13 protein-coding genes are annotated in these 19,780 nt (G+C 42.0%); 5 read left to right on the top strand and 8 right to left on the bottom strand.

The window, feature by feature from the left end:
• Positions 1 to 77: 77 nt before the first annotated feature.
• Together BM176_RS02345 and rpsT are read right to left on the bottom strand one after the other, a co-directional pair.
• Entirely contained in the window at positions 78 to 1,805 is a 1,728-nt protein-coding gene (locus BM176_RS02345) for a M14 family metallopeptidase (RefSeq protein ID WP_090099161.1), read from the bottom strand.
• Positions 1,806 to 1,959: 154 nt separating this feature from the next.
• On the bottom strand, positions 1,960 to 2,214 hold the full coding sequence (gene rpsT, locus BM176_RS02340; RefSeq protein ID WP_090099159.1) for a 30S ribosomal protein S20: 255 nt from the start codon (positions 2,212 to 2,214) through the stop codon (positions 1,960 to 1,962).
• 286 nt (positions 2,215 to 2,500) lie between these two features.
• On the opposite strand from rpsT, the gene BM176_RS02335 reads away from it, so the two are divergent.
• The 3 genes from BM176_RS02335 to BM176_RS02325 all read left to right on the top strand — a co-directional run bounded on the left by BM176_RS02335 (position 2,501) and on the right by BM176_RS02325 (position 8,338).
• Positions 2,501 to 5,251, top strand: a complete 2,751-nt coding sequence (locus BM176_RS02335; protein ID WP_090099157.1) for a 2-oxoglutarate dehydrogenase E1 component — start codon at positions 2,501 to 2,503, stop codon at positions 5,249 to 5,251.
• A 63-nt stretch (positions 5,252 to 5,314) separates the two neighbouring features.
• A complete protein-coding gene (gene odhB, locus BM176_RS02330; protein ID WP_090099155.1) occupies positions 5,315 to 6,880 on the top strand; it encodes a 2-oxoglutarate dehydrogenase complex dihydrolipoyllysine-residue succinyltransferase in 1,566 nt (521 codons plus the stop codon).
• A 294-nt stretch (positions 6,881 to 7,174) separates the two neighbouring features.
• The gene (locus BM176_RS02325; RefSeq protein WP_090099153.1) at positions 7,175 to 8,338 is read left to right on the top strand and encodes an RsmB/NOP family class I SAM-dependent RNA methyltransferase; all 1,164 of its coding nucleotides are present in this window, start codon (positions 7,175 to 7,177) and stop codon (positions 8,336 to 8,338) included.
• 55 nt (positions 8,339 to 8,393) lie between these two features.
• Here BM176_RS02325 and BM176_RS02320 read toward each other — a convergent pair whose 3' ends face one another.
• The 6 genes from BM176_RS02320 to mnmA form a co-directional block, all read right to left on the bottom strand.
• Positions 8,394 to 11,432: a TonB-dependent receptor gene (locus tag BM176_RS02320; protein ID WP_255373410.1), complete on the bottom strand. Its 3,039-nt coding sequence runs from the start codon at positions 11,430 to 11,432 to the stop codon at positions 8,394 to 8,396.
• 45 nt (positions 11,433 to 11,477) lie between these two features.
• Positions 11,478 to 12,497: a FecR family protein gene (locus tag BM176_RS02315; RefSeq protein ID WP_090099152.1), complete on the bottom strand. Its 1,020-nt coding sequence runs from the start codon at positions 12,495 to 12,497 to the stop codon at positions 11,478 to 11,480.
• A 63-nt stretch (positions 12,498 to 12,560) separates the two neighbouring features.
• The gene (locus BM176_RS02310; protein WP_255373409.1) at positions 12,561 to 13,160 is read right to left on the bottom strand and encodes a GNAT family N-acetyltransferase; all 600 of its coding nucleotides are present in this window, start codon (positions 13,158 to 13,160) and stop codon (positions 12,561 to 12,563) included.
• 49 nt (positions 13,161 to 13,209) lie between these two features.
• The gene (locus tag BM176_RS02305; RefSeq protein ID WP_090099150.1) at positions 13,210 to 15,924 is read right to left on the bottom strand and encodes a TonB-dependent receptor; all 2,715 of its coding nucleotides are present in this window, start codon (positions 15,922 to 15,924) and stop codon (positions 13,210 to 13,212) included.
• Between the two features lie 261 nt (positions 15,925 to 16,185).
• The gene (locus BM176_RS02300; RefSeq protein WP_090099148.1) at positions 16,186 to 16,800 is read right to left on the bottom strand and encodes an RNA polymerase sigma factor; all 615 of its coding nucleotides are present in this window, start codon (positions 16,798 to 16,800) and stop codon (positions 16,186 to 16,188) included.
• A gap of 215 nt (positions 16,801 to 17,015) precedes the next feature.
• Positions 17,016 to 18,116 (bottom strand): tRNA 2-thiouridine(34) synthase MnmA, encoded by a 1,101-nt coding sequence (gene mnmA, locus BM176_RS02295; protein WP_090099146.1) that lies wholly within the window; start codon positions 18,114 to 18,116, stop codon positions 17,016 to 17,018.
• A gap of 383 nt (positions 18,117 to 18,499) precedes the next feature.
• Between mnmA and BM176_RS02290 the strand changes: the two genes are divergently transcribed.
• Both BM176_RS02290 and BM176_RS02285 read left to right on the top strand, forming a co-directional pair.
• Positions 18,500 to 19,012, top strand: coding sequence for a hypothetical protein (locus BM176_RS02290; RefSeq protein ID WP_218162138.1), 513 nt, complete (start codon positions 18,500 to 18,502; stop codon positions 19,010 to 19,012).
• A complete protein-coding gene (locus tag BM176_RS02285; protein ID WP_090099142.1) occupies positions 19,009 to 19,689 on the top strand; it encodes a hypothetical protein in 681 nt (226 codons plus the stop codon). Before BM176_RS02290 ends, BM176_RS02285 begins: the two co-directional genes overlap by 4 nt.
• Positions 19,690 to 19,780: the final 91 nt, after the last annotated feature.

Here is a 19,780-nt window from a genome sequence, read left to right as displayed (position 1 = left end):
TATGAATCTCGGTAATGCCGGAGTTCATAGAGCTATTAGTTATATCTTTTAGGGGATGTGCCAAAGAATGATGCACGTTATTTTACCCTAAACACCGGATATCTCATATAGCCCGGCTCTGCATAAGGAGAATGCTCATATACAAATCTCAATTGTGCCTCTGCACTTTGTGCAAATGTGCTGTCTGCCGCCCGTTTGTTTTTTAGTTCGGATTGTAAGGCAGGGTTGCCAGAAAGATATTCTGCTGCAATATCTTCAAATACATAAGGAGAATAACCTTCTTTCCTGGCCAGGATAGCATCAAAGAAATTCCATGCAAAGAAAGAATCATCTCCTGTGGGTTCCAGTGTTTCCATCAGATAACGGTTGGCTACCTGGTTCATGGGAATGTAATAATCTCCTTTTCTGAATTGTATACTGTCATTGCTGCTGGTCACTTTTACATTATTATGAAAATAATGTCCTTCATAAGGACGCTGAGCTGTTTTATAGTCGGCTATATGATAGGTTTCCACGGCAATTGTAGTATCATGAAGCAATGGCTGCATAACTACTTTATTATTTTTCAGGATATCCAGCACCGGCCACCATCCCTGCGGAATGATATAAGCACTGGGTTTCTGCACAAAATTGCCTGGAACCACATAGTTGTAGAACTTTACCTGCTTTGTATAAGGCCGTGAGCGGTTATAGTACAAACGTGGTAATCCTGAAATAGCACTGGGATGATGTTCTGCTTCATATCCTAAAAAAGTAAGAGCGCTGTATTTGCTCGTATCCACATTCCATTCCAGAGGGAAGGAGGATTGTGTTTTCACTTTTTCTTTGGTTTGTGCTCTTAATGTTTTGATCTGTTCACTATGCTCACTTACAAACTGGATAAATGATTCCATCAATGCATAAGTAGCCTGCACTCTTTGCGGATAAGGCTTTAGCATATGTGTTTCGGGTACAAAGCCAAATGTGTGAAAGAGAGTGGTATACCCGCTGGAAAACCTGGGACTATCATCAAAAGTGAGCCAGCCATTGTCTGGTGTTTCGCCAAAATGATTTACATAAGGGATGAGATCATAACCTTTGGTTTTCATAAGGGAATAGATCCCTGGCTCAAAGGTTTTATGCAGAAAATCTCCCATTTCACCACCCAGTTTGGTATGTTCTGTTGATAATAAGGTCATTATATGCTGATAATCAGCACCGTTACTCACATGGTTATCGATGAACACATCAGGATCTGTTAGCTGATATATCTGCTGAAAGGCACGGGCATTCCTGGAATCGGCCTTGATAAAATCACGGTTAAGATCAAGATTGCGGGCATTACCACGGGACCCGAAGGCCTCCGGACCATTCTGATCTACCCGGAATTCTGTACTCCGGTTGAGTGCGCCGCCAATATTATAAAGTGGAATCACAGCCAGTACTATGTTGTCTGGCAGCTTCTTTTTACCTGTGGCAAGGTCACGGAGCAGCAGCATGCTGGCGTCAATACCATCGGGTTCGCCGGGATGGATCCCGTTATTGATGAGGATAATCCGTTTATTTCTTTTGCGGAGACTGGCAAAGTCGAAGTCCTTAGTGGGGGAGTAGATAACAAGATTGAGCGGGTAGCCGCTGTCAGTATTACCTAGTTCCAGCATATGGATCTGCGGGAAATGTTTTACCAGCAGGTGGTAATAAGAGATGCATTCGTTGTAGGTAACTGTTTCCTTCCCTTGGGTTCGTTCGTAGCGGGTGGTAAGGTCTTGTGCGATGGCAGGCGCACAAAGAAGGGAGAGCAAAGCTATCTTAATGAGTTGTTTCATCGGTAAAATTTAATCCTGGCTCTGTTAGGACTAAGGGTTTTTGGCCCCCCTAACAGGAAAAATCTATACTAAGCACGAAAACATTTACAAAACAAAAAGCCCTTCCTGCTTACAGGAAGAGCTGTTGTATCAAATATTTTAATTGAAAAGCTGCTTACGCCAGGGCATTCACTTTCTTAGAAAGTTTGCTCTTCAGGTTGGCTGCTTTATTTTTGTGAATGATATTGCGTTTAGCCAACTTGTCGATCATAGAGATCACATCAGACAACTTCTCGTCAGCAGCAGGCTTTTCAGTCAATTTCTTCAGATCACGGATCGCATTACGGGTAGTTTTACCGTGGTAACGGTTACGCTCATTCCGTTTATTGCTCTGACGTACGTCTTTTTTCGTTGCTTTATGGTTTGCCATTTCTTTAATTTCAAGTTTCGGACGGCAAAGGTAATTATTACTTTCTTAGAAAACAAAAAATTCCGAAATAATCCCTTTTGCCAAAGTGCAAATGTACAGAAAATCAAGGTTAAATGTGTTCTATACAATCAACTGTAACAGTATTAACAAATTCACCTTGTGAAATCCTTTTTTCCTCTTCTCCTTTATCAAAAAACGAACGATATTTGCAATCCCATATATTATATTGTGGGGCCATTCATTAGAATAGCAATTTGAATCGAAGCTTTAGCAAAACTCGTTGTAAATGAAGGACTTCTCATTTGTTACAAACTCACATCCTGCTTACATAGAATCTTTATACCAGGATTACCGTAAAGACCCTGGCGCTGTAGACCCTGAATGGGGCAAGTTTTTTGAAGGGTTTGACTTTGCGGTAAATAACGTTAATGGAAAAGCAGGAGCCCCGGCAGCAGCAGGGGCTGGACTGCCAGTGAGCAGTGATCAGTTAACAAAGGAGCTGAATGTTTACCGGCTGATACAGGCTTACCGTAAAAAGGCACACCTTATTTCCAAAACAAATCCTATCCGTGAAAGGAAGGACCGTCAAGCCAACCTGGACATCTCTTTTTACGGTTTAACTGAGGCCGACCTTAAAACCGAATTCTACGCCGGTCAGGTGCTGGGTCTTGGAAAGACCTCCCTGGAAAACATCGTTAACCGGGTTAAACAGGTGTATGCTGGTCCCGTAGGATTGGAATTTACCTATATCAATGAGGCTAAAAAGGTGGAATGGCTGCAGCGGGAAATGGAAACTTCCATGCAAAAGCCATTGACCCTGGAACAGAAAAAACGTATCCTGCTCAAACTGAACCAGGGCGTTATGTTCGAAAGATTCCTCCAAACAAAATATATTGGTCAGAAGAGATTTGGACTGGAAGGGGGTGAAAACACCATTCCTGCCCTGGATGCTATTATTAATACTGCTGCCAGCGAAGGCGTTCAGGAAGCAGTAATCGGTATGGCCCACCGTGGCCGTCTGAACGTATTGGCAAATATTCTTGGTAAAACGTATGAGCAGATCTTCAATGAGTTTGAAGGCCATGCTGTACCAGACCTCACCATGGGTAGCGGAGATGTGAAATATCATCTTGGTTTCCACTCAATTATAGAAACCCCTTCCGGTAATAAAGTAAACCTGCAACTGATCCCTAACCCTTCCCATCTGGAAGTAGTAGATCCGCTGGTTACAGGTTTTGCCCGCAGTAAGGCAGATGTGATCTACAACAGCGATTACGATAAAATTCTCCCAATCCTGATCCACGGTGATGCCGCGGTTGCTGGTCAGGGTGTAATCTATGAACTACTGCAGATGAGCAGCCTGAAAGGATACTCTACCGGTGGTACCATGCACCTGGTAATCAACAATCAGATTGGTTTCACTACCGACTTTGATGATGCCCGTTCTTCTGATTATTGTACCAGTATCGCTGCTACCGTACAGGCACCTGTTTTCCATGTGAATGGGGATGATGCTGAAGCAGTAGTGAGAGTAGCTGAGATTGCTACCAGGTACCGTCAGGAGTTCAATTCAGATATTTTTATAGACCTGTTGTGCTATCGCAGACATGGCCATAACGAGGGTGATGAGCCTAAGTTTACCCAGCCAAGTTTATACGCGCTGATTGATAAACATCCTAATCCAAGAGAAGTATATACCCAGTACCTGTTGCAGAAAGGTGAAACTGAAGCACAGGAAATGGCCAAGGAAATGGAGAAGAGTTTCTGGGCAGATCTGCAGGAACGCCTGGATGAAGTAAGACAACATCCTTTACCATATACTTATCAGAAACCTGAACAATGGTGGGCGGCTTTGCGCAAATCCAAACCTGAAGACTTTGAGAAATCCCCGGTTACTGCCGTGAAGGAAGATGATGTAAAACGCCTGTTTGGTGCTTTAACTCAGTGGCCTAAAGAATTCGTGCCTTTACGTAAAGTAGAGAAGCTGTTACAGGAAAAGATTAAATTATTCGAAACAGAAGGTAAAATAGACTGGGCTACCGGTGAACTGCTGGCATATGCCACCTTACTGGTAGAAGGTAAGGATGTACGTATGAGTGGGGAAGACGTGAAGAGGGGTACTTTCTCCCACCGTCATGCTATTCTGTTCGATGAAAATACAAACGCTACCTACAACAGGCTGGCGAAATTACAGGAGAATCAGGGTCAGTTCCGTATCTATAACTCTTTACTGAGTGAATTTGCAGTGCTTGGTTTTGAATATGGCTACGCAATGGCCAATCCAAACACCCTAGTGTTGTGGGAAGCACAGTATGGCGACTTTGCCAATGGTGCTCAAACAGTGATAGACCAGTACATCACCAGTGGAGAACAGAAATGGACTACAATGAATGGTATGGTACTGTTATTGCCACATGGTTATGAAGGCGGCGGACCGGATCACTCCAATGCCCGCCCTGAAAGATTCTTACAGGCATGTGCGGAATACAATATCATTGTTACAAATATTACTACTTCTGCCAACTTCTTCCATGCATTACGCCGCCAGTTAACCTGGCCGTTCCGTAAGCCATTGGTGAACTTTGCACCTAAAGCAAACTTACGTCATGCAGGGTCTTACTCTCCGTTAGCTGATTTTACTGAAGGAGGATTTAAGGAAGTGTTAGATGATACTTTTATAGAGGATGCGTCAAAAGTGAAGAAAGTATTGTTATGTACTGGTAAAATGTATTTTGATCTGAGTGAAAAGCAATTGAAAGATAACCGGAAAGATGTAGCGATTGTACGTCTGGAACAGTTGTATCCATTGCCTGTAACACAGCTGGAAGCGCTGAATCAGAAATATAAAGCTGCTACCTGGTTCTGGGTACAGGAAGAACCGCTGAACATGGGCGCTGCTTCTTACCTTCAGATGAACCTGAAGCAGATCAATTACGGTGTAATAAGCCGTAATCCAAGTGCAGCCACGGCTACAGGATATGCTAAAGTACACGGACGTGAGCAGCTGGAAATCATTGAAACGGCATTTAACATTTAAAGAAACGGGAACAAAAGTGAAGGATGATTTCACTTTTTAACATTGCACACAGAAATTAGAAATATGGCTATCGAAATCAAAGTTCCTACGGTAGGAGAATCTATTAGCGAGGTAACAATTGCAAAGTGGTTGAAGAAAGACGGAGATTATGTGCAGCAGGATGAAGTGATCTGTGAACTGGAATCTGAAAAAGCCACCTTTGAACTGAATGCGGAAAAGGCGGGAGTATTGAGAATTGCAGCCCCTGAAGGCGCTACTTTGAAAGTAGGCGATGTGGCTTGTACTATTGACACCGATGCAGCCGCGCCTGCAGGCAGTGATCCCGGTACACCAGCTCCGGCAGCAAAACCAGCTGCACCGGCACCTGTAGAAGCAGCTGCACCAGCAGCTCCTGCCGTGAACAAAGGAACAATTGAAATGAAGGTGCCTACTGTGGGAGAGTCTATCAGTGAAGTAACCCTGATCAAATGGATCAAAAAAGATGGTGACTACGTAGAACGTGATGAAGTGATCTGTGAACTGGAATCTGAGAAAGCCACCTTTGAACTGAATGCGGAAGAAGCAGGCGTGTTACAAATACTGGCTAAAGAAGGAGATGTATTAAAAATAGGCGATATCGCCTGTAAAATAGATACCAGTGCTGCCCGTCCTGCGGGTCAGGCACAACCGGTAGCTGCTGCTGCAACTGCTGCACCTAAGGCGGCTCCGCAAGCACAACAGGCGCCTGTTACAGCAATCCCTAACGATATCAAAGCTACACCGGTAGCGGCGGCAGTTATTGCCGACAAGCATGTAGATCCATCCTCTATTAAAGGTTCCGGCGCTCATGGCAAGATCCTGAAAGATGATGTATTTGCTGCTCTGCAGAATCCGGGCGTGGCTATCGGCCAGGAAATGTTTACCCGCAGCGAGCGTCGTGAAAAGATGAGCAACCTGCGTAAGGTTGTTTCCCGCCGCCTGGTAGAAGCAAAGAACACCACCGCCATGCTCACTACCTTCAATGAGGTAGATATGGGTAATATCATGGAGCTGCGTGCGAAATATAAAGAAGTGTTCAAGAAACAACACGAAGTGAACCTGGGCTTTATGAGCTTCTTCACAAAGGCTTGTTGCTTTGCATTGAAAGAATTCCCTTCTGTGAATGCTTACATTGACGGAGAAGAACTGGTATACCATGATTTCTGTGATGTATCTATTGCAGTATCAGCACCGAAAGGTCTGGTAGTACCAATTATCCGTAATGCAGAGAGTATGGATATGGCGCAGATCGAAAAGAAAGTAGTGGAACTGGCTACCAAAGCACGTGATAATAAACTGACGATGGAGGAAATGACCGGAGGTACTTTCACAATCACCAATGGTGGTGTGTTTGGCTCACTGATGAGTACTCCAATCATCAACATTCCTCAGTCTGCCATCCTGGGCATGCATAAGATCCAGGATCGCCCTATGGCGGTAAACGGACAGGTTGTAATCCGCCCAATGATGTATCTGGCACTGAGTTATGATCACCGTATCATTGATGGTCGTGAGTCTGTGAGCTTCCTGGTACGTGTAAAAGAAATGCTGGAAAATCCTGAACAATTGTTGTTCGGTAAGGATCCTTTAAAAGCATTACTGAAATTGTAACTTTCAATTAGTTTTATAAACAAAGGGCTCCCGAAGGGAGCCTTTTTTGTTTATAACAGTGTCTTCCGGGAGAGTTCGGAGTGAGTTGATATTTGCTTCATACTTTAAACATATGTTGGACACTTTTTGAACGTTTATATGCGATCTAAGGGCGTCCAACGTATGTCCAATGTCTGTTCAATGTCTGTTCAACGTATAGACTCACTATCATTGTTTCCCCGAACTCACCTGAACAACTATAGGTTACACTGGTAAAGGCTGGAACATTACTATTTTGCAAGTATCTTTGCGGCTATGACCCGTTGGGAAAATTATTTATCTACTGCAGAAGAGATTATACTCGTTTATGATGGGGATGTGCCGTTGCATCATTTCCTGAAAGGTTTTTTCAAACAACGCCCCTATATGGGAAGCCGTGATCGCCGCTGGGTATCTCAGCTGGTATATCATTATTACCGGCTGGGGCATCTATGGAAAGACGAACGACAAGTGACTGAAAGAATACTGAAGGGTACCTTTTTATGTGAGTTTGATAAGAATGAGCTGTTACAGTTTTTCCGCCCGGAGTGGAATGAAAAGATACAATTGTCATTAGGTGAAAAGTTAACAATGCTTTCATTTGATGGGCAGCCGGGAGATATCTTTCCTTTTGTGTCACTTCTTTCAAAAGAGATAGATGCCGCTGCTTTTGCCTATTCATTCTTTGTACAGCCTTATCTTTTTATCCGTACAAGGAATAACAAACAGGCTGCTGTTATGCAATTACTGCAACAGGCAGGTATCACTTTTACAACATCAGGAACGGATACAATTATCCTTCCCAACAGCACCAAAATAGACAGTATCATTACTGATAAAAGCTGGTATGAAATCCAGGATCTTTCATCGCAGAAAGTGGGAGCATTATTTCATCCAAAGGCGGGAGAGGCATGGTGGGATTGTTGTGCTGCAAGCGGAGGGAAATCTATCATGTTGATAGATAAGCAACCCAATGTAAAATTGCTGGTAAGTGATGTACGGGCCTCTATCATTCAAAATCTCCATCAGCGGTTTAAAGAAGCAGGTATTCGTGGTTATGAAGATGTATTACTGGATCTGACGGCGCCTGTGTTACCCGCCACTATCAGTAACAGAAAGTTTGATCAGATCATAGTAGATGCGCCCTGCACGGGGTCTGGTACCTGGGCGCGTTCTCCGGAAAACCTGTATTACTTCAATGAAGAAAGTATTGATACCTATCAGCAGTTACAAAAACGTATAGCTGCTAACGTTGTACCGTTATTAAAACAGGGAGGATCACTGATCTATATTACCTGCTCCGTTTTTAGTAAAGAAAATGAGGACGTAGTGGCTTTTCTTGAAGAAACAACAGGGCTTACAAAGCAGGAGGGAGGCATTATTCCTGGTTATGAAGGCCGTGCAGACAGTATGTTTGCGGTTAGACTGATAAAGGCATAGATCATATTTTGAATCAACATGGTTTCAAAAGAGAGGCCGGCTGAATTTAAAATGGTTACAACTTAAAATTCAAGGTAGCCAGGAAGGTAGTACCTAACTGGCTGAAGTGAGAGCCATCATAAGTAACAATGCCATAGCGGCCATTAAATGTAATGGCATTGATGTTTCTTTTAACCTCCTCCGCATCATTTAAAACGGCCTGCCCCTTGGCGTTCAATGCTTTTAGCTTATACTCAGGAAGGATATTCAAAATGTTGTTTACAGCCAGCGATGCACTCCACCGGTGATTAAACTTGTAGCTTATATGGATGTCTGTCACCACTTTGCTAATGAAAACCAGTTTTATATTCCGGTCCAATCCTTCACTGCGGAAGGTGGCAGGACCATACAATGTATTGTTCAGGAAAAAGCCCCATTTGTTCAGCGCAAGATCCCCACTTAATATGGCTTTATATTTTGGCCTGCTCGTTAACAACAGTGCTTCCTGGGTATAATCAAAAACTGCCTGGTCCGTATTTGCAATTAATTTGGGGTTGGATATCATACCAAGCAGCTTGTTAGAAATAGTATAATTACCTGCCAGATTAACTGTTAGCGAGCTACCCGGACTTATCTGTATATTCCTGTAATTAGCTACCAGGTCAATTCCCTGCGTGTTGGTTCTTATACCATTAGTAAAGAAACTAACGCCAACAATTCCATTGGCGCTCAATACCTCATCTAATTGTGTATTGCCGCCGGAAGTATGCCCGATATTGGAGCTCAGGATGATCCTGTCTTTAATATCAATATTGTAATAATCCAGTGTAAGGCTAAAATCTTTTGAGGGTCTCATACCAAATCCTACAGTAAAGTTGAGTGATCGCTCTGGCTTCAGGCTGGGCACCCCTAGTAAATGTGCCTGCACACTTTTATTGCTAATAACTCCTTTTGTCTGGATGCCATTTCCGGGAACAAAGATCTGTTGTGCAATCTGCAGGTTTACCTGGTGCAGACCCGGTGCACGGAAGCCGGTAGATACAGATGAACGCAGGGTTAACTTATCATCCACCAGTTTAGTTCTCCCACTTATCTTCCACACAAAGGCGCTTCCAAAATCGTCATAATATTCCTGTCGTGCTGTTGCATTGATCAATACAGACTTTGATAGATCATAACTTACATCAAGGTAGCCGCCAATATTAAAACGATACGCTTTAATAGCATTAATTGCACTGACACCTAAAAAAGAAATAGGACCTATTCCGGAAGAAGAGGCGGTATCGCCTTCAATAATCCGGAAACGCTCATTACGGAATTCATAGCCAAAACCAATGGATAACCTGTCATTGACTACTTTTGTAATATCAATATTTCCCACTACATGATTAAAAGCATAACCACCGGGCTTGAAAGAAACAGGACTTTGTGCTTCCAATGAAGGGTTCCAGGTATTGGTCACTAAATACAATTGCCTGTTTCCTCCAACTGTGAGACTGATATCAGTATTGAAGGTACCTATGTCACTTTTTAAACCAACGGTAGCATTATAGTCATTGAGATCTCCTGCAAACGTAGGCCCAAACCCGAGATACTCAGTGCCGGCAGCATGTAATAAATTATAGGGATCCTGTTTCCAATAAGGGGTTCTGTAATTGGCAAAGCTTTGAATTTTTTTATACACGTAAGCCGCATTGGCATAAAAGGTAACGTTGTCTTTTAAAGGAATGCCGGTGTTGATCAGGAATTTTGCAGATGTATTGACTGGTGTTCCGTTGATATTATTTGCATCCGGGAAACGTGCGAGGAATTCTTTTACCTGTGCAAGACCGGCAGCAGTGCCATCACCCAGATCTTTGTTATCCTGTTCTGCATCTACTGTACCGGGACGGTTGGTTTTATCTTCCTTTTGAAGATTAATAGTGTAATTGATAAATCCTTTGGTGCCGATATTGGCGCCGCTGTTAAGACTTGTAGATAACGAAACCCCGTCGCCTTTATGTGTAATACCACTCGCTACTTTGAAATTTGTGTATTCAAACCTGTCTTTAAGAATAATGTTCATAACACCGGCAATGGCATCTGATCCATATTGGGCAGAAGCGCCGTCGCGTAGTATTTCCACCCGTTTAATGGCGTCAATAGGAATTGCTGAGAGATCGGTTTCGGTTTCTCCGCGCCCCGGAGAGGTTTGTATATACACCAGCGCTCCGGGATTCTTTCGTTTGCCATTTATCAATATCAATGTACGGCTGGGTCCCATATTCCTGATCTCATAGGGATCGGACAAAGAAGTGGCATCATGTACAGGCATGTTAATTGTATTAAAAGAAGGTGCCCGTAATTGCAGTGCTTTATCAAAAGATAACTGACCGGTGGTTTGTAGTTCAGTACCATTGATGTTATCAACAGGAAGTGGTGTATTAGTGAATGTTCGTTGTGATGCACGACTACCAACAGTTACTACTACACCACTTAGATCCGCCACAGCGTTGTAGAGCATTATATCTCTTTTTATATCCGCATTTTCAATTTTAATGGTAGTTGAGAGGCTGTTATATCCAACACTGCTGAAGAGGATTTTATGGGTTCCACTACCAAGAGATAACCGGTAATTTCCATACGCATCTGTAACAGTTCCTTTAGAAATGCCCATGATGATCACGGATGCATTTGGCATCGGTTCGCCTTTTTCATTTTTTACGGTTCCTCTTAAAAGGCTTTGCTGATCATTCATGTAGCCGCTTCCTTTTTCTCCTCCCGTTTTTGAGCCGGATGTTTCTGTGATGATGATCTGAGTAGCAGTAATTTTTTTGAATGTTAATCCAAGAGGGGTAAGCAGGGTGTAGAGTGCTGTATCAGTATTGTAGATGTCTGCTTTGAGGGCAACCGCCATTTTATTTTGTACAATACTTTCTCTGTAAATGATATTGATGTTGTATTTTTTTTCGAATGCTGTCAGTATGTTTTTCAGTGGAACTTTGTAATCCTGATTATTGTTAAGGGAGGGGGTGGTGATTTGATCTTTCTTGCTCAGTTGCACAAAGTCTTGCCCCTGCAGCGTTTTTACTGCACAGATCAATAGGCTTACCACAATAAACCATTCCCTTAGCATGTTTTGGATCATATGCTCATAACAGTTTCTTGCTAAAAATGTGACTTACTCTATAATAAAATCCCGTCCACTTTTGGTGATAGAAGCATTCAATAACTCGGAAAGAGTGCTCAGCAATAATTGTTCATTTTGGAGCTCCAGTGTTCCGGAAATGTGCTGTTCTGCAAGTTCCGCATGCCGGAAAATGAAACCATAACCAAAATACGCTGTAAGTGTCTGGCATACTTCCCTGGCGGGTGTTTTTTCAAACCTGTATTTGTGTTTCATCCATGATATATACAACTCAGGATCTGCAGGACTGGTAATAATTTTTCCCAGTGATGCATTGTATTGGCAATAATCGGCAGGTTGCATAATCGTTTGCATCTTCCGGGCCGGAACACTGAATTTTACCTTCCCTTTCTGAAGCATTACACCTATGGCATTGTTGTTAATACTCTTTACATTGAATTCGGTTCCAAGTACTTCAATTTCTGTATTGGCGGCATACACTTTGAAGTGCTGTATTTCCCCGGCAGTCGTGATATGTTTTACTTTGAAAAAAGCCTCGCCGGTTATCCACACTTCTCTTTTATGTTTATTCCAGCTGCTGAGATACCTGATATTTGAATTGGCATTCAGTACTACTTCAGAACTGTCGGGCAGCCATATCGTTTTGGTTGCTGCATATGGAGTAGAAACAACTGTATAAGAAGGTTGCATGAAATAATATACTGCAGCACCACCAAGCAGTATGCCGGTAACAACAGCAGCTATGCTCAGCCATTTAGGGAATAAGGTAGCCATTTTGGGTGCAGCCTGGTTACTATAACCAATGGTCTGATCAATGCTTTGTTTGAGATCAGTATAAAAACTTTCTGCTACCGGTTCCTGCTTAAAGTCAAAAGAGCGGATAATATCAATTGCTTTCTGGACTGTTTCTTTCTTATGAGGATTGGATTTTACCCAGGCAGCCCATGATCTGTTGCTCGCTTCTTCCGGATTTAGTACCCAATTGATAAACGATTCGTCCTGGAGAAAGTCTTCGGTTTGATAATCCCCATACTTGTCCATAGCATTTTTCATTGCAGTTCCATTGTTAGGAGAAAAATACAAAAAATTACTCCATTGTAGCTAATAACATTGCCTTTAAACTCTCCAGTTCCATAATACAATGCTCCAGGTTTCACCATCGGGAGCTGCGTATTCGTAAATGGTATCAAATCCAATCCGTTTATGAGCATTCAGGGAACGCAGATTCCGGCTGGAGATTTCTGTTATGGCAAAGTCGTATTTATTTTCAAAGTGTCTTTTATATTCGGAATAACAACTGTCCAGGATGCCTATTCCACGGTATCCTGCTGCTACACATACCTGGCCGACAACGATATATTGATAGTCCGATATTTTCTTATTCTGAAATGTAATGTTATCAAATACTTCGAACATAGGAACCAACACCGGTATATCCAATTTCGATTTTGCTGTCATAGCCAATAAATAGGCTATAACGTGATCATCGTCTTTGGCAATGATACTTTCTTCTATGTTATTCATTTTTTGCAGATCATCAAAGCTGTGGGATACTGTTACAAAACCCTGAGTTGAGATCTGCTCACTTGTTAAGCTGGCCGGCAGATTTTTCTTTTGCAGTTCCAGGATCTGTAGCAAGTCTTTATCCGTTTTTGATGTAGTATAAACTATCATATAGTCATAAAAATACTGTAATTCCTTTGGCATTAAAACCATAAAGGGGGCGGCGTTTTGCGATACTACCGCCCCCGCTGGTCAACCACTTTTACAACCTAAAGTTCAATGTGGCCAGGAAGGTGGTACCCAACTGGCTGAAATGGGAAGCATCATAAGTAACCATGCTATACCTGCCATTAAATGTGATGGCGTTGATATTGCCTTTCAACTGTGTCGGATCGTTTAAAACGGCCTGTCCGTCACTATTTAATGCCTTTAACTGATATTCCGGTGTTATATTGAGGATATTGTTTACCGCTATTGAAGCACTTACACGGTTACCAAACTGGTAGCCAATATTAATATCCGTCAGTACTTTGGTTTTAAAAACCAGTTTCAGATTCTCATCCAGCCCATCATTGCGGAAAGTGGCTGGTCCATATAACGTATTATTCAAACTGAAGCTCCATTTGTTGATATCCAGGTCCCCGCCCAATATTGCTTTGTATTTAGGTCTGCTGGTTAAAAGCAACGCTTCCTGAATATAGTCAAAGGTTGACTGGCCCGCCTGGCTAATGAGTTTTGGATCTGTAATAGCACCATCCAGTTTATTGGAAATGGTATAGTTACCGGCAAGGTTGATGGTAAGCTTGCCTGAAGTTCCGATTAATATGTTCTTATAAGTGGCCACTACATCAATTCCCTGTGTTTTTGTACGGATACCATTGGTGAAAAAGCTAACACCAACAATACCGTTGTTGGTCAATACAGTATCCAATGCTGTGGTTCCGCTGGCAGTATGAGTAATGTTAGAGCTCAGGATGATCCTGTCTTTAACATCAATATTGTAATAATCAACAGTCAGGCTGAAGTTCCTTGAAGGCTTGAAACCTAAGCCTGCTGTAAAGTTTACTGATTTCTCCGGTTTCAGTGCGGGTACTCCAAGTAAATGTGCCTGTGGGCTGTGGTTATTTACAATACCTTTTGTCTGGATGCCCTGGCCGGGAACAAAACTTTGTTGTGCAATCTGCAGGTTTATCTGGTGCAGACTTGGCGCGCGGAAGCCTGTGGATATAGATGAACGCAGGGTAAGCATATCATCAACTAGTTTAGCTCTTCCGCTTATCTTCCATACAAAGGCGCTACCAAAATCACTGTAATATTCTTCCCTTACAGTGCCATTAAAAAGCAGGGCATGGGAAAGATCATAACTCACATCCAGGTATCCGCCCATGTTAAAACGGTTTGCCTTCAGAGCATTGGGCTGGCTGATGCCCGGAAAAGAGTTGGCACCCTCACCGGAGTATGAGGCTGTATCCCCTGCAATAATCTGGAAAGTCTCACTTCGGAACTCACTACCAAAACCTATAGACAGTTTATCACCCACTGCTTTTGTGATATCTATATTCCCTACCAGCTGATTAAAAGAAAAACCACCAGGTTTGAAAGAGATAGGACTGTTTGCAGCTAAAGAGTGATTCACGGTATTATCTACTGTATATAACTGCTTGTTACCTCCGGTAGTAAGGCTTATATCATGTGTCCATCCACCTTTTTCTGTTTTAAATCCAACGGTGGCGTTGTAATCATTCAGATCACCCTGAAAGGTAGGACCATAACCCAGGTATTCTGTTCCGGCAGTATGCAGCAATCCATAATCCTGCTTCCAGTAAGGGGTGCGGTAATTGGCATAACTTTGCACTTTCTTGTATATATAGGCAGCATTGGCATAAAAGGAGGTATTCTCAGTTAAAGGAAAACCTGTGTTCACCAGGAATTTAGCCGCAGTATTGGTGGGTGTGCCATTGATATTCTTTGCATCCGGAAAGCGTGCCAGGAAAGCCTTTACATTCGCAAGACTAGCATCGGTCCCATCACTCAGATCTTTGTTATCCTGTTCTGCATCTACTGTACCCGGACGATTGGTTTTATTCTCTCTTTGAAAATTAATGGTATAATTGATGAAGCCCTTGCTGCCAATATTGGCACCGCTGTTAAGACTTGTTGATAATGAAAAACCGTCGCCTTTATGAGTAATACCGCTGGCAATTTTAAAGTTGGTGTACTCGAACTTGTCTTTCAGAATTATGTTCATAACACCAGCGATGGCATCAGATCCATATTGAGCAGAAGCCCCATCGCGCAGGATCTCCACTCTTTTGATGGCATCTGTAGGAATGGCTGCAAGATCGGCGCCTGTTTCACCACGTCCTGGTGATGTTTGAATGTATACCAATGCACTGGGGTTCTTGCGCTTACCATTGACTAATATCAAAGTGCGGCTGGGCCCCATGTTCCTGATCTCATAAGGATCCAGTAAAGAAGATGCATCATTCACCGGTGTGTTAACAGTATTAAAGGAAGGTACTCTTAATTGCAATGCTTTATCAAATGATAACTGACCGGTGGTCTGCAATTCAGAGGCATTGATATTGTCAACAGGAAGCAGAGAACTGGTAGATGTTCGCTGTGAGGAACGGCTACCTACAGCTACTATTACTTCACTTAGGTCAACCGAAGCCGTTTTCAGAATAATATCCGTTGTTATATCTGCATGTTCCATTTTAACAGGAATAGAAGAACTGGTGTAGCCTATACTGGTGAAGGCAATTTTGTAGGTGCCGGCAGCAAGTGATAGCTGGTAGGTTCCACTGGTATTTGTAAACGTTCCGCCTTTTTGTCCGGGTATAGTTATGGAAACATTTTCCAGTGGTTCACCTTTTTCATTTTTTACGGTTCCCTTTAATACGCCCTGTGAAACTGCACGCAGGCTGACATGCAGCAGTATAGCCATAACAAAGATGGCATGAATGAACGTCTTCATACGATTTACGATTTAGAATTTAGATAGATTCTGGTTAAGAATATTTACAATAAAAAAGCAAGCATCCCCTTGAAGGCTTACTATTTATGCCGCAAGCGTATATTATAAATGGTTTAATTGTAGGCCTACATCAATCCATTATTACTAGCGAATCAGATGTAAGAGGAGGGAGTCTCAAAAATTACCCCGCGGTTTTGAAACTTTTTTTGTTGATTGTAATTGTTTAGAATTGATTAAAAGAAGGGCAGGTAGGTTATCTCTTTAGTGGAGGTGAAGTAGAATAATGAGCAGTACCTGGGAACTGGGTACGTTTTCGCGAAGGGTAGCAATAGCTCGTCCCATTAGTTTGTATGATGCTTTCACAGAAAGATTCATGTTTTGAGCAATGTCTTCAAAGTTTAGTCCTTCATAATAGCGCAGGTAAATAACTTCTTTTTGTTTAGCAGTAAGTTTACGCATCAAACCTTCAATCTGCACTCTTATCTGCTCTCGGTTTTCATCTTGGAGCATGAGGTTTTCCGGCGATAGTTCAAGTTCAAAATTGTATTCATTTCCTTCTTCCGGATGTAAGGTTCTTAATTTATTTTTCTTTTCAAGTATGTGGAGAATGGAGGTACGGACTGCCTTAAAAAGATAACTTTTAACAGAGTGATGAATTGCTAACTTATGCCGGTTTGCCCATAACCATACAAAAACATCATGCAGGCAATCCTGAATAATCGGCAGATCAGTATTGAACTTAAGCCCATATTGTGTCAACTGCCGGATGTATTTGTTGTAGAGAAGTGTGAACGCGTCATAATTGCCTGATTTTATTTGTTTTATCAGGGCCTCATCTTCATGAAAATTATTTATATCAAAGGGTGTGTTGGCCATGTAAAGTCACGTTGTTCACCTCTTATTAATATATAAATATTTAGTATATAATTTTTTTAAAGGCTTCTTGTAATATAATGATAAAAAATATCACTTTATATAACATGATAAAATTTTGATATTCATATCTGCACTCATTAGGTAAAAAGATTGAATAAAAATAAAACGGCTTCGTCAGAATACCCTGACGAAGCCGTTTTATTTTTATAAACTATTTATTTTATTCCTGCACGCTGAATGATTCCACCTGCAATCACATCATCTCCATCATAAAACACAGCAGATTGTCCGGGTGCAATTCCTTTCACCTGTTCGTAGAAATTCACTTTCACCTTACCATCTTCGTTATACAGGTTGCTAAGTGCCGGACTGCTTTTATACCGGATCTTGGTTAAAGCTTCCATTCCTTCAGGAATATGATCATACTTAATCATATTGATCCCACCTACAAACATTTCGCTTCTATCCAGTTCATTTTCATTACCCAGTACCACGGTATTGGTTTCCGGGATGATCTCTGTAACGAACATTGGTCTGCCAAGGGCTATTTCAAGACCTTTACGCTGACCGATAGTATAGAAAGGATAACCCTTGTGGTGTCCTACAATTGTTCCGTCCCGCAGTACGAAATTGCCGCCGTTTACTCTTTCTTCCAGTCCGTCTACCCGGCGTTTCAGGAAGCCACGGTAATCATTGTCTGGCACAAAGCATATTTCATAGCTTTCTGCCTTCTTGGCGAGTTCCGGATATCCGAAATCTTCAGCCATCTTACGGATCTCCGGTTTACGGTATTTTCCCAGCGGGAGCAGGGTACGTTTCAGTACATCCTGTTGTAATCCCCAGAGTACGTAACTCTGGTCTTTCAGTTCGTCGATCCCCTTGCTTAGTACATAACGGTCGTTTTCTTCCCTGATTTGTGCGTAGTGGCCGGTGGCAATAAATGCACAATCCATGGCATCGGCTCTTTTCATCAGCGCGCGCCATTTGATATGCGTATTACACAACACACAGGGGTTGGGTGTACGTCCTGCTATATATTCGTCCACAAAGTTCTCAATCACAAAATCTCCGAATTCCTCTCGTATATCCAGCACGAAGTGCGAAAAACCGTGGTGAACGGCTGCCGCACGTGCATCGTTAAAGGAATCCAGGTTACAGCATCCCGTCTCCTTTTTACTTGAGCCAGCTGAAGCATAATCCCAGGTTTTCATAGTGATACCCACCACTTCATACCCTTGTTCATTCAACATCAGCGCTGTTACCGTACTATCTATACCGCCGCTCATTGCTACCAGTACTTTGCCATGTCTGCTCATCGTTGCATATTATTAAGAGTGCAAAATTACTGAAAAATCATTAAAGCGGGGTGTTACTAAAGGTGGAGTCATTCTCATGGGAATAAGCACTCTCTCTTATCTATAAATACTATTTAGGACTGATACAATACCTCTACATCCCCTCTATAAGCCCCCCTTAAATAAGGAGGGCTTATAGAGGGGATGTAGAGGTATTGTATGGGGCTTATATGGGGCTTATAGTACAAGGAGCCATGAATCTAACCAGGTCGGTACAACTAAGAGTGGTGAGCGGGTTTATGATGAATATCAATTTATTACACTTATAGATACACTAACTATTGTATTTTTGTTCTCTGTTCGCGATATGCGAACAGGGTAAAAAAAAAGCGTATCTTTGAGCTATGAGAGGGCATAATGGAATGCGTCCACAGGACGTAGTAATCTTATTGGAAATATTGACTATAGAAGGCGACTGGCAGTATAGAGATTTGTCAACTGCCTTATCTATCAGTATTTCAGAGATTTCCGAATCTCTGCACAGAAGTTATATAGCCGGTTTGATAGATGAGGCAAAGAGGAAAGTCTACCGTATGTCATTAATGGAATTCATCCACTATGGATTACACTATGTATTTCCACAGGTACCGGGTCAAACGGTAACCGGCATTCCAACTGCACATTCCCATCCATTTTACAAAGAACATTTTTCCAGTGAATCTGATTATGTATGGCCGGATAATGAGGGCACTACAAGAGGGCTGATGATTGAACCTTTATATAAAAATGTAATAAAAGCAGTGAAGGATAATGAACAGTTGTATAAGTTGCTTGCTAGTCTTGATATTATTCGGGTAGGTAAAAACAGGGAGAAAAAGCTGGCATTGGAAGAGCTCAGGAAAATTATATTAGTATGAGTCATAGGGAAAATATTACCCGGATAAAGGCTGTATATAATGCATTAGAAGAGTTAGAGCAGGAGGTTGTATTTGTAGGTGGAGCAACAGTGTCTTTGTATGCAGACCGGTCAGGGGAAGAAGTCAGACCAACCAATGATGTTGATATTCTTATTGAGTTACTTAATTACAAAGGTTATCAACAGCTTGAAACTAAATTAAGAGAAAAGGGTTTTGTGAATGATCAGGAATCAAAGGTTATATGCCGGTATAAGATACATGGCATTATTGTAGATGTAATGCCTACTTCTGAAGAAATCTTAGGGTTTTCCAATAAGTGGTATAAACAGGGATTTGCCAATGCAATGGATCATTCATTAGAAGATGGATATATCATTCGATTGTTCAAACCTGCATATTTCATAGCTACAAAACTGGAAGCATTCAAAAATAGAGGGCAGGGTGATGGGAGAACCAGTTCTGATTTTGAGGATATTGTTTACCTGCTTAATAATCGAACTACCATCTGGCGGGAATTACAAGAAACAGGCAAAGAGGTAAGGGAATATCTTCATACAGCATTTACTGAATTGTTGCATAATGCTTATCTCGAAGAATGGATAGGGGCAAATATGGCATTTCCCGAAAAAGGAAAAGTTGCAGGTATTATTAATCAAATGAAGGAATTCACACGATAATCTCCTTTTTATATAGTCTTCCCCACAATTTTCCTGAAAAAGTTCTTCCGGAATCCTATATTTATTCATCAAAATTCCCGGAATCATTAAA

This window comes from Chitinophaga sp. CF118 (genome assembly GCF_900112615.1).
In the GTDB taxonomy this organism is placed as follows: Bacteria; Bacteroidota; Bacteroidia; order Chitinophagales; family Chitinophagaceae; genus Chitinophaga.
The sequence above is the reverse complement of the archived record's forward strand: the minus strand, read 5'-3'. Positions and strand labels throughout refer to the sequence as shown.

Coding starts and splice junctions, on each gene's coding strand:
- BM176_RS02345 (WP_090099161.1), bottom strand. CDS start 1,805: ATGAAACAACTCATTAAGATAGCTTTGCTCTCCCTTCTTTGTGCGCCT.
- rpsT (WP_090099159.1), bottom strand. CDS start 2,214: ATGGCAAACCATAAAGCAACGAAAAAAGACGTACGTCAGAGCAATAAA.
- BM176_RS02335 (WP_090099157.1), top strand. CDS start 2,501: ATGAAGGACTTCTCATTTGTTACAAACTCACATCCTGCTTACATAGAA.
- odhB (WP_090099155.1), top strand. CDS start 5,315: ATGGCTATCGAAATCAAAGTTCCTACGGTAGGAGAATCTATTAGCGAG.
- BM176_RS02325 (WP_090099153.1), top strand. CDS start 7,175: ATGACCCGTTGGGAAAATTATTTATCTACTGCAGAAGAGATTATACTC.
- BM176_RS02320 (WP_255373410.1), bottom strand. CDS start 11,432: ATGCTAAGGGAATGGTTTATTGTGGTAAGCCTATTGATCTGTGCAGTA.
- BM176_RS02315 (WP_090099152.1), bottom strand. CDS start 12,497: ATGAAAAATGCTATGGACAAGTATGGGGATTATCAAACCGAAGACTTT.
- BM176_RS02310 (WP_255373409.1), bottom strand. CDS start 13,160: ATGGTTTTAATGCCAAAGGAATTACAGTATTTTTATGACTATATGATA.
- BM176_RS02305 (WP_090099150.1), bottom strand. CDS start 15,924: ATGAAGACGTTCATTCATGCCATCTTTGTTATGGCTATACTGCTGCAT.
- BM176_RS02300 (WP_090099148.1), bottom strand. CDS start 16,800: ATGGCCAACACACCCTTTGATATAAATAATTTTCATGAAGATGAGGCC.
- mnmA (WP_090099146.1), bottom strand. CDS start 18,116: ATGAGCAGACATGGCAAAGTACTGGTAGCAATGAGCGGCGGTATAGAT.
- BM176_RS02290 (WP_218162138.1), top strand. CDS start 18,500: ATGAGAGGGCATAATGGAATGCGTCCACAGGACGTAGTAATCTTATTG.
- BM176_RS02285 (WP_090099142.1), top strand. CDS start 19,009: ATGAGTCATAGGGAAAATATTACCCGGATAAAGGCTGTATATAATGCA.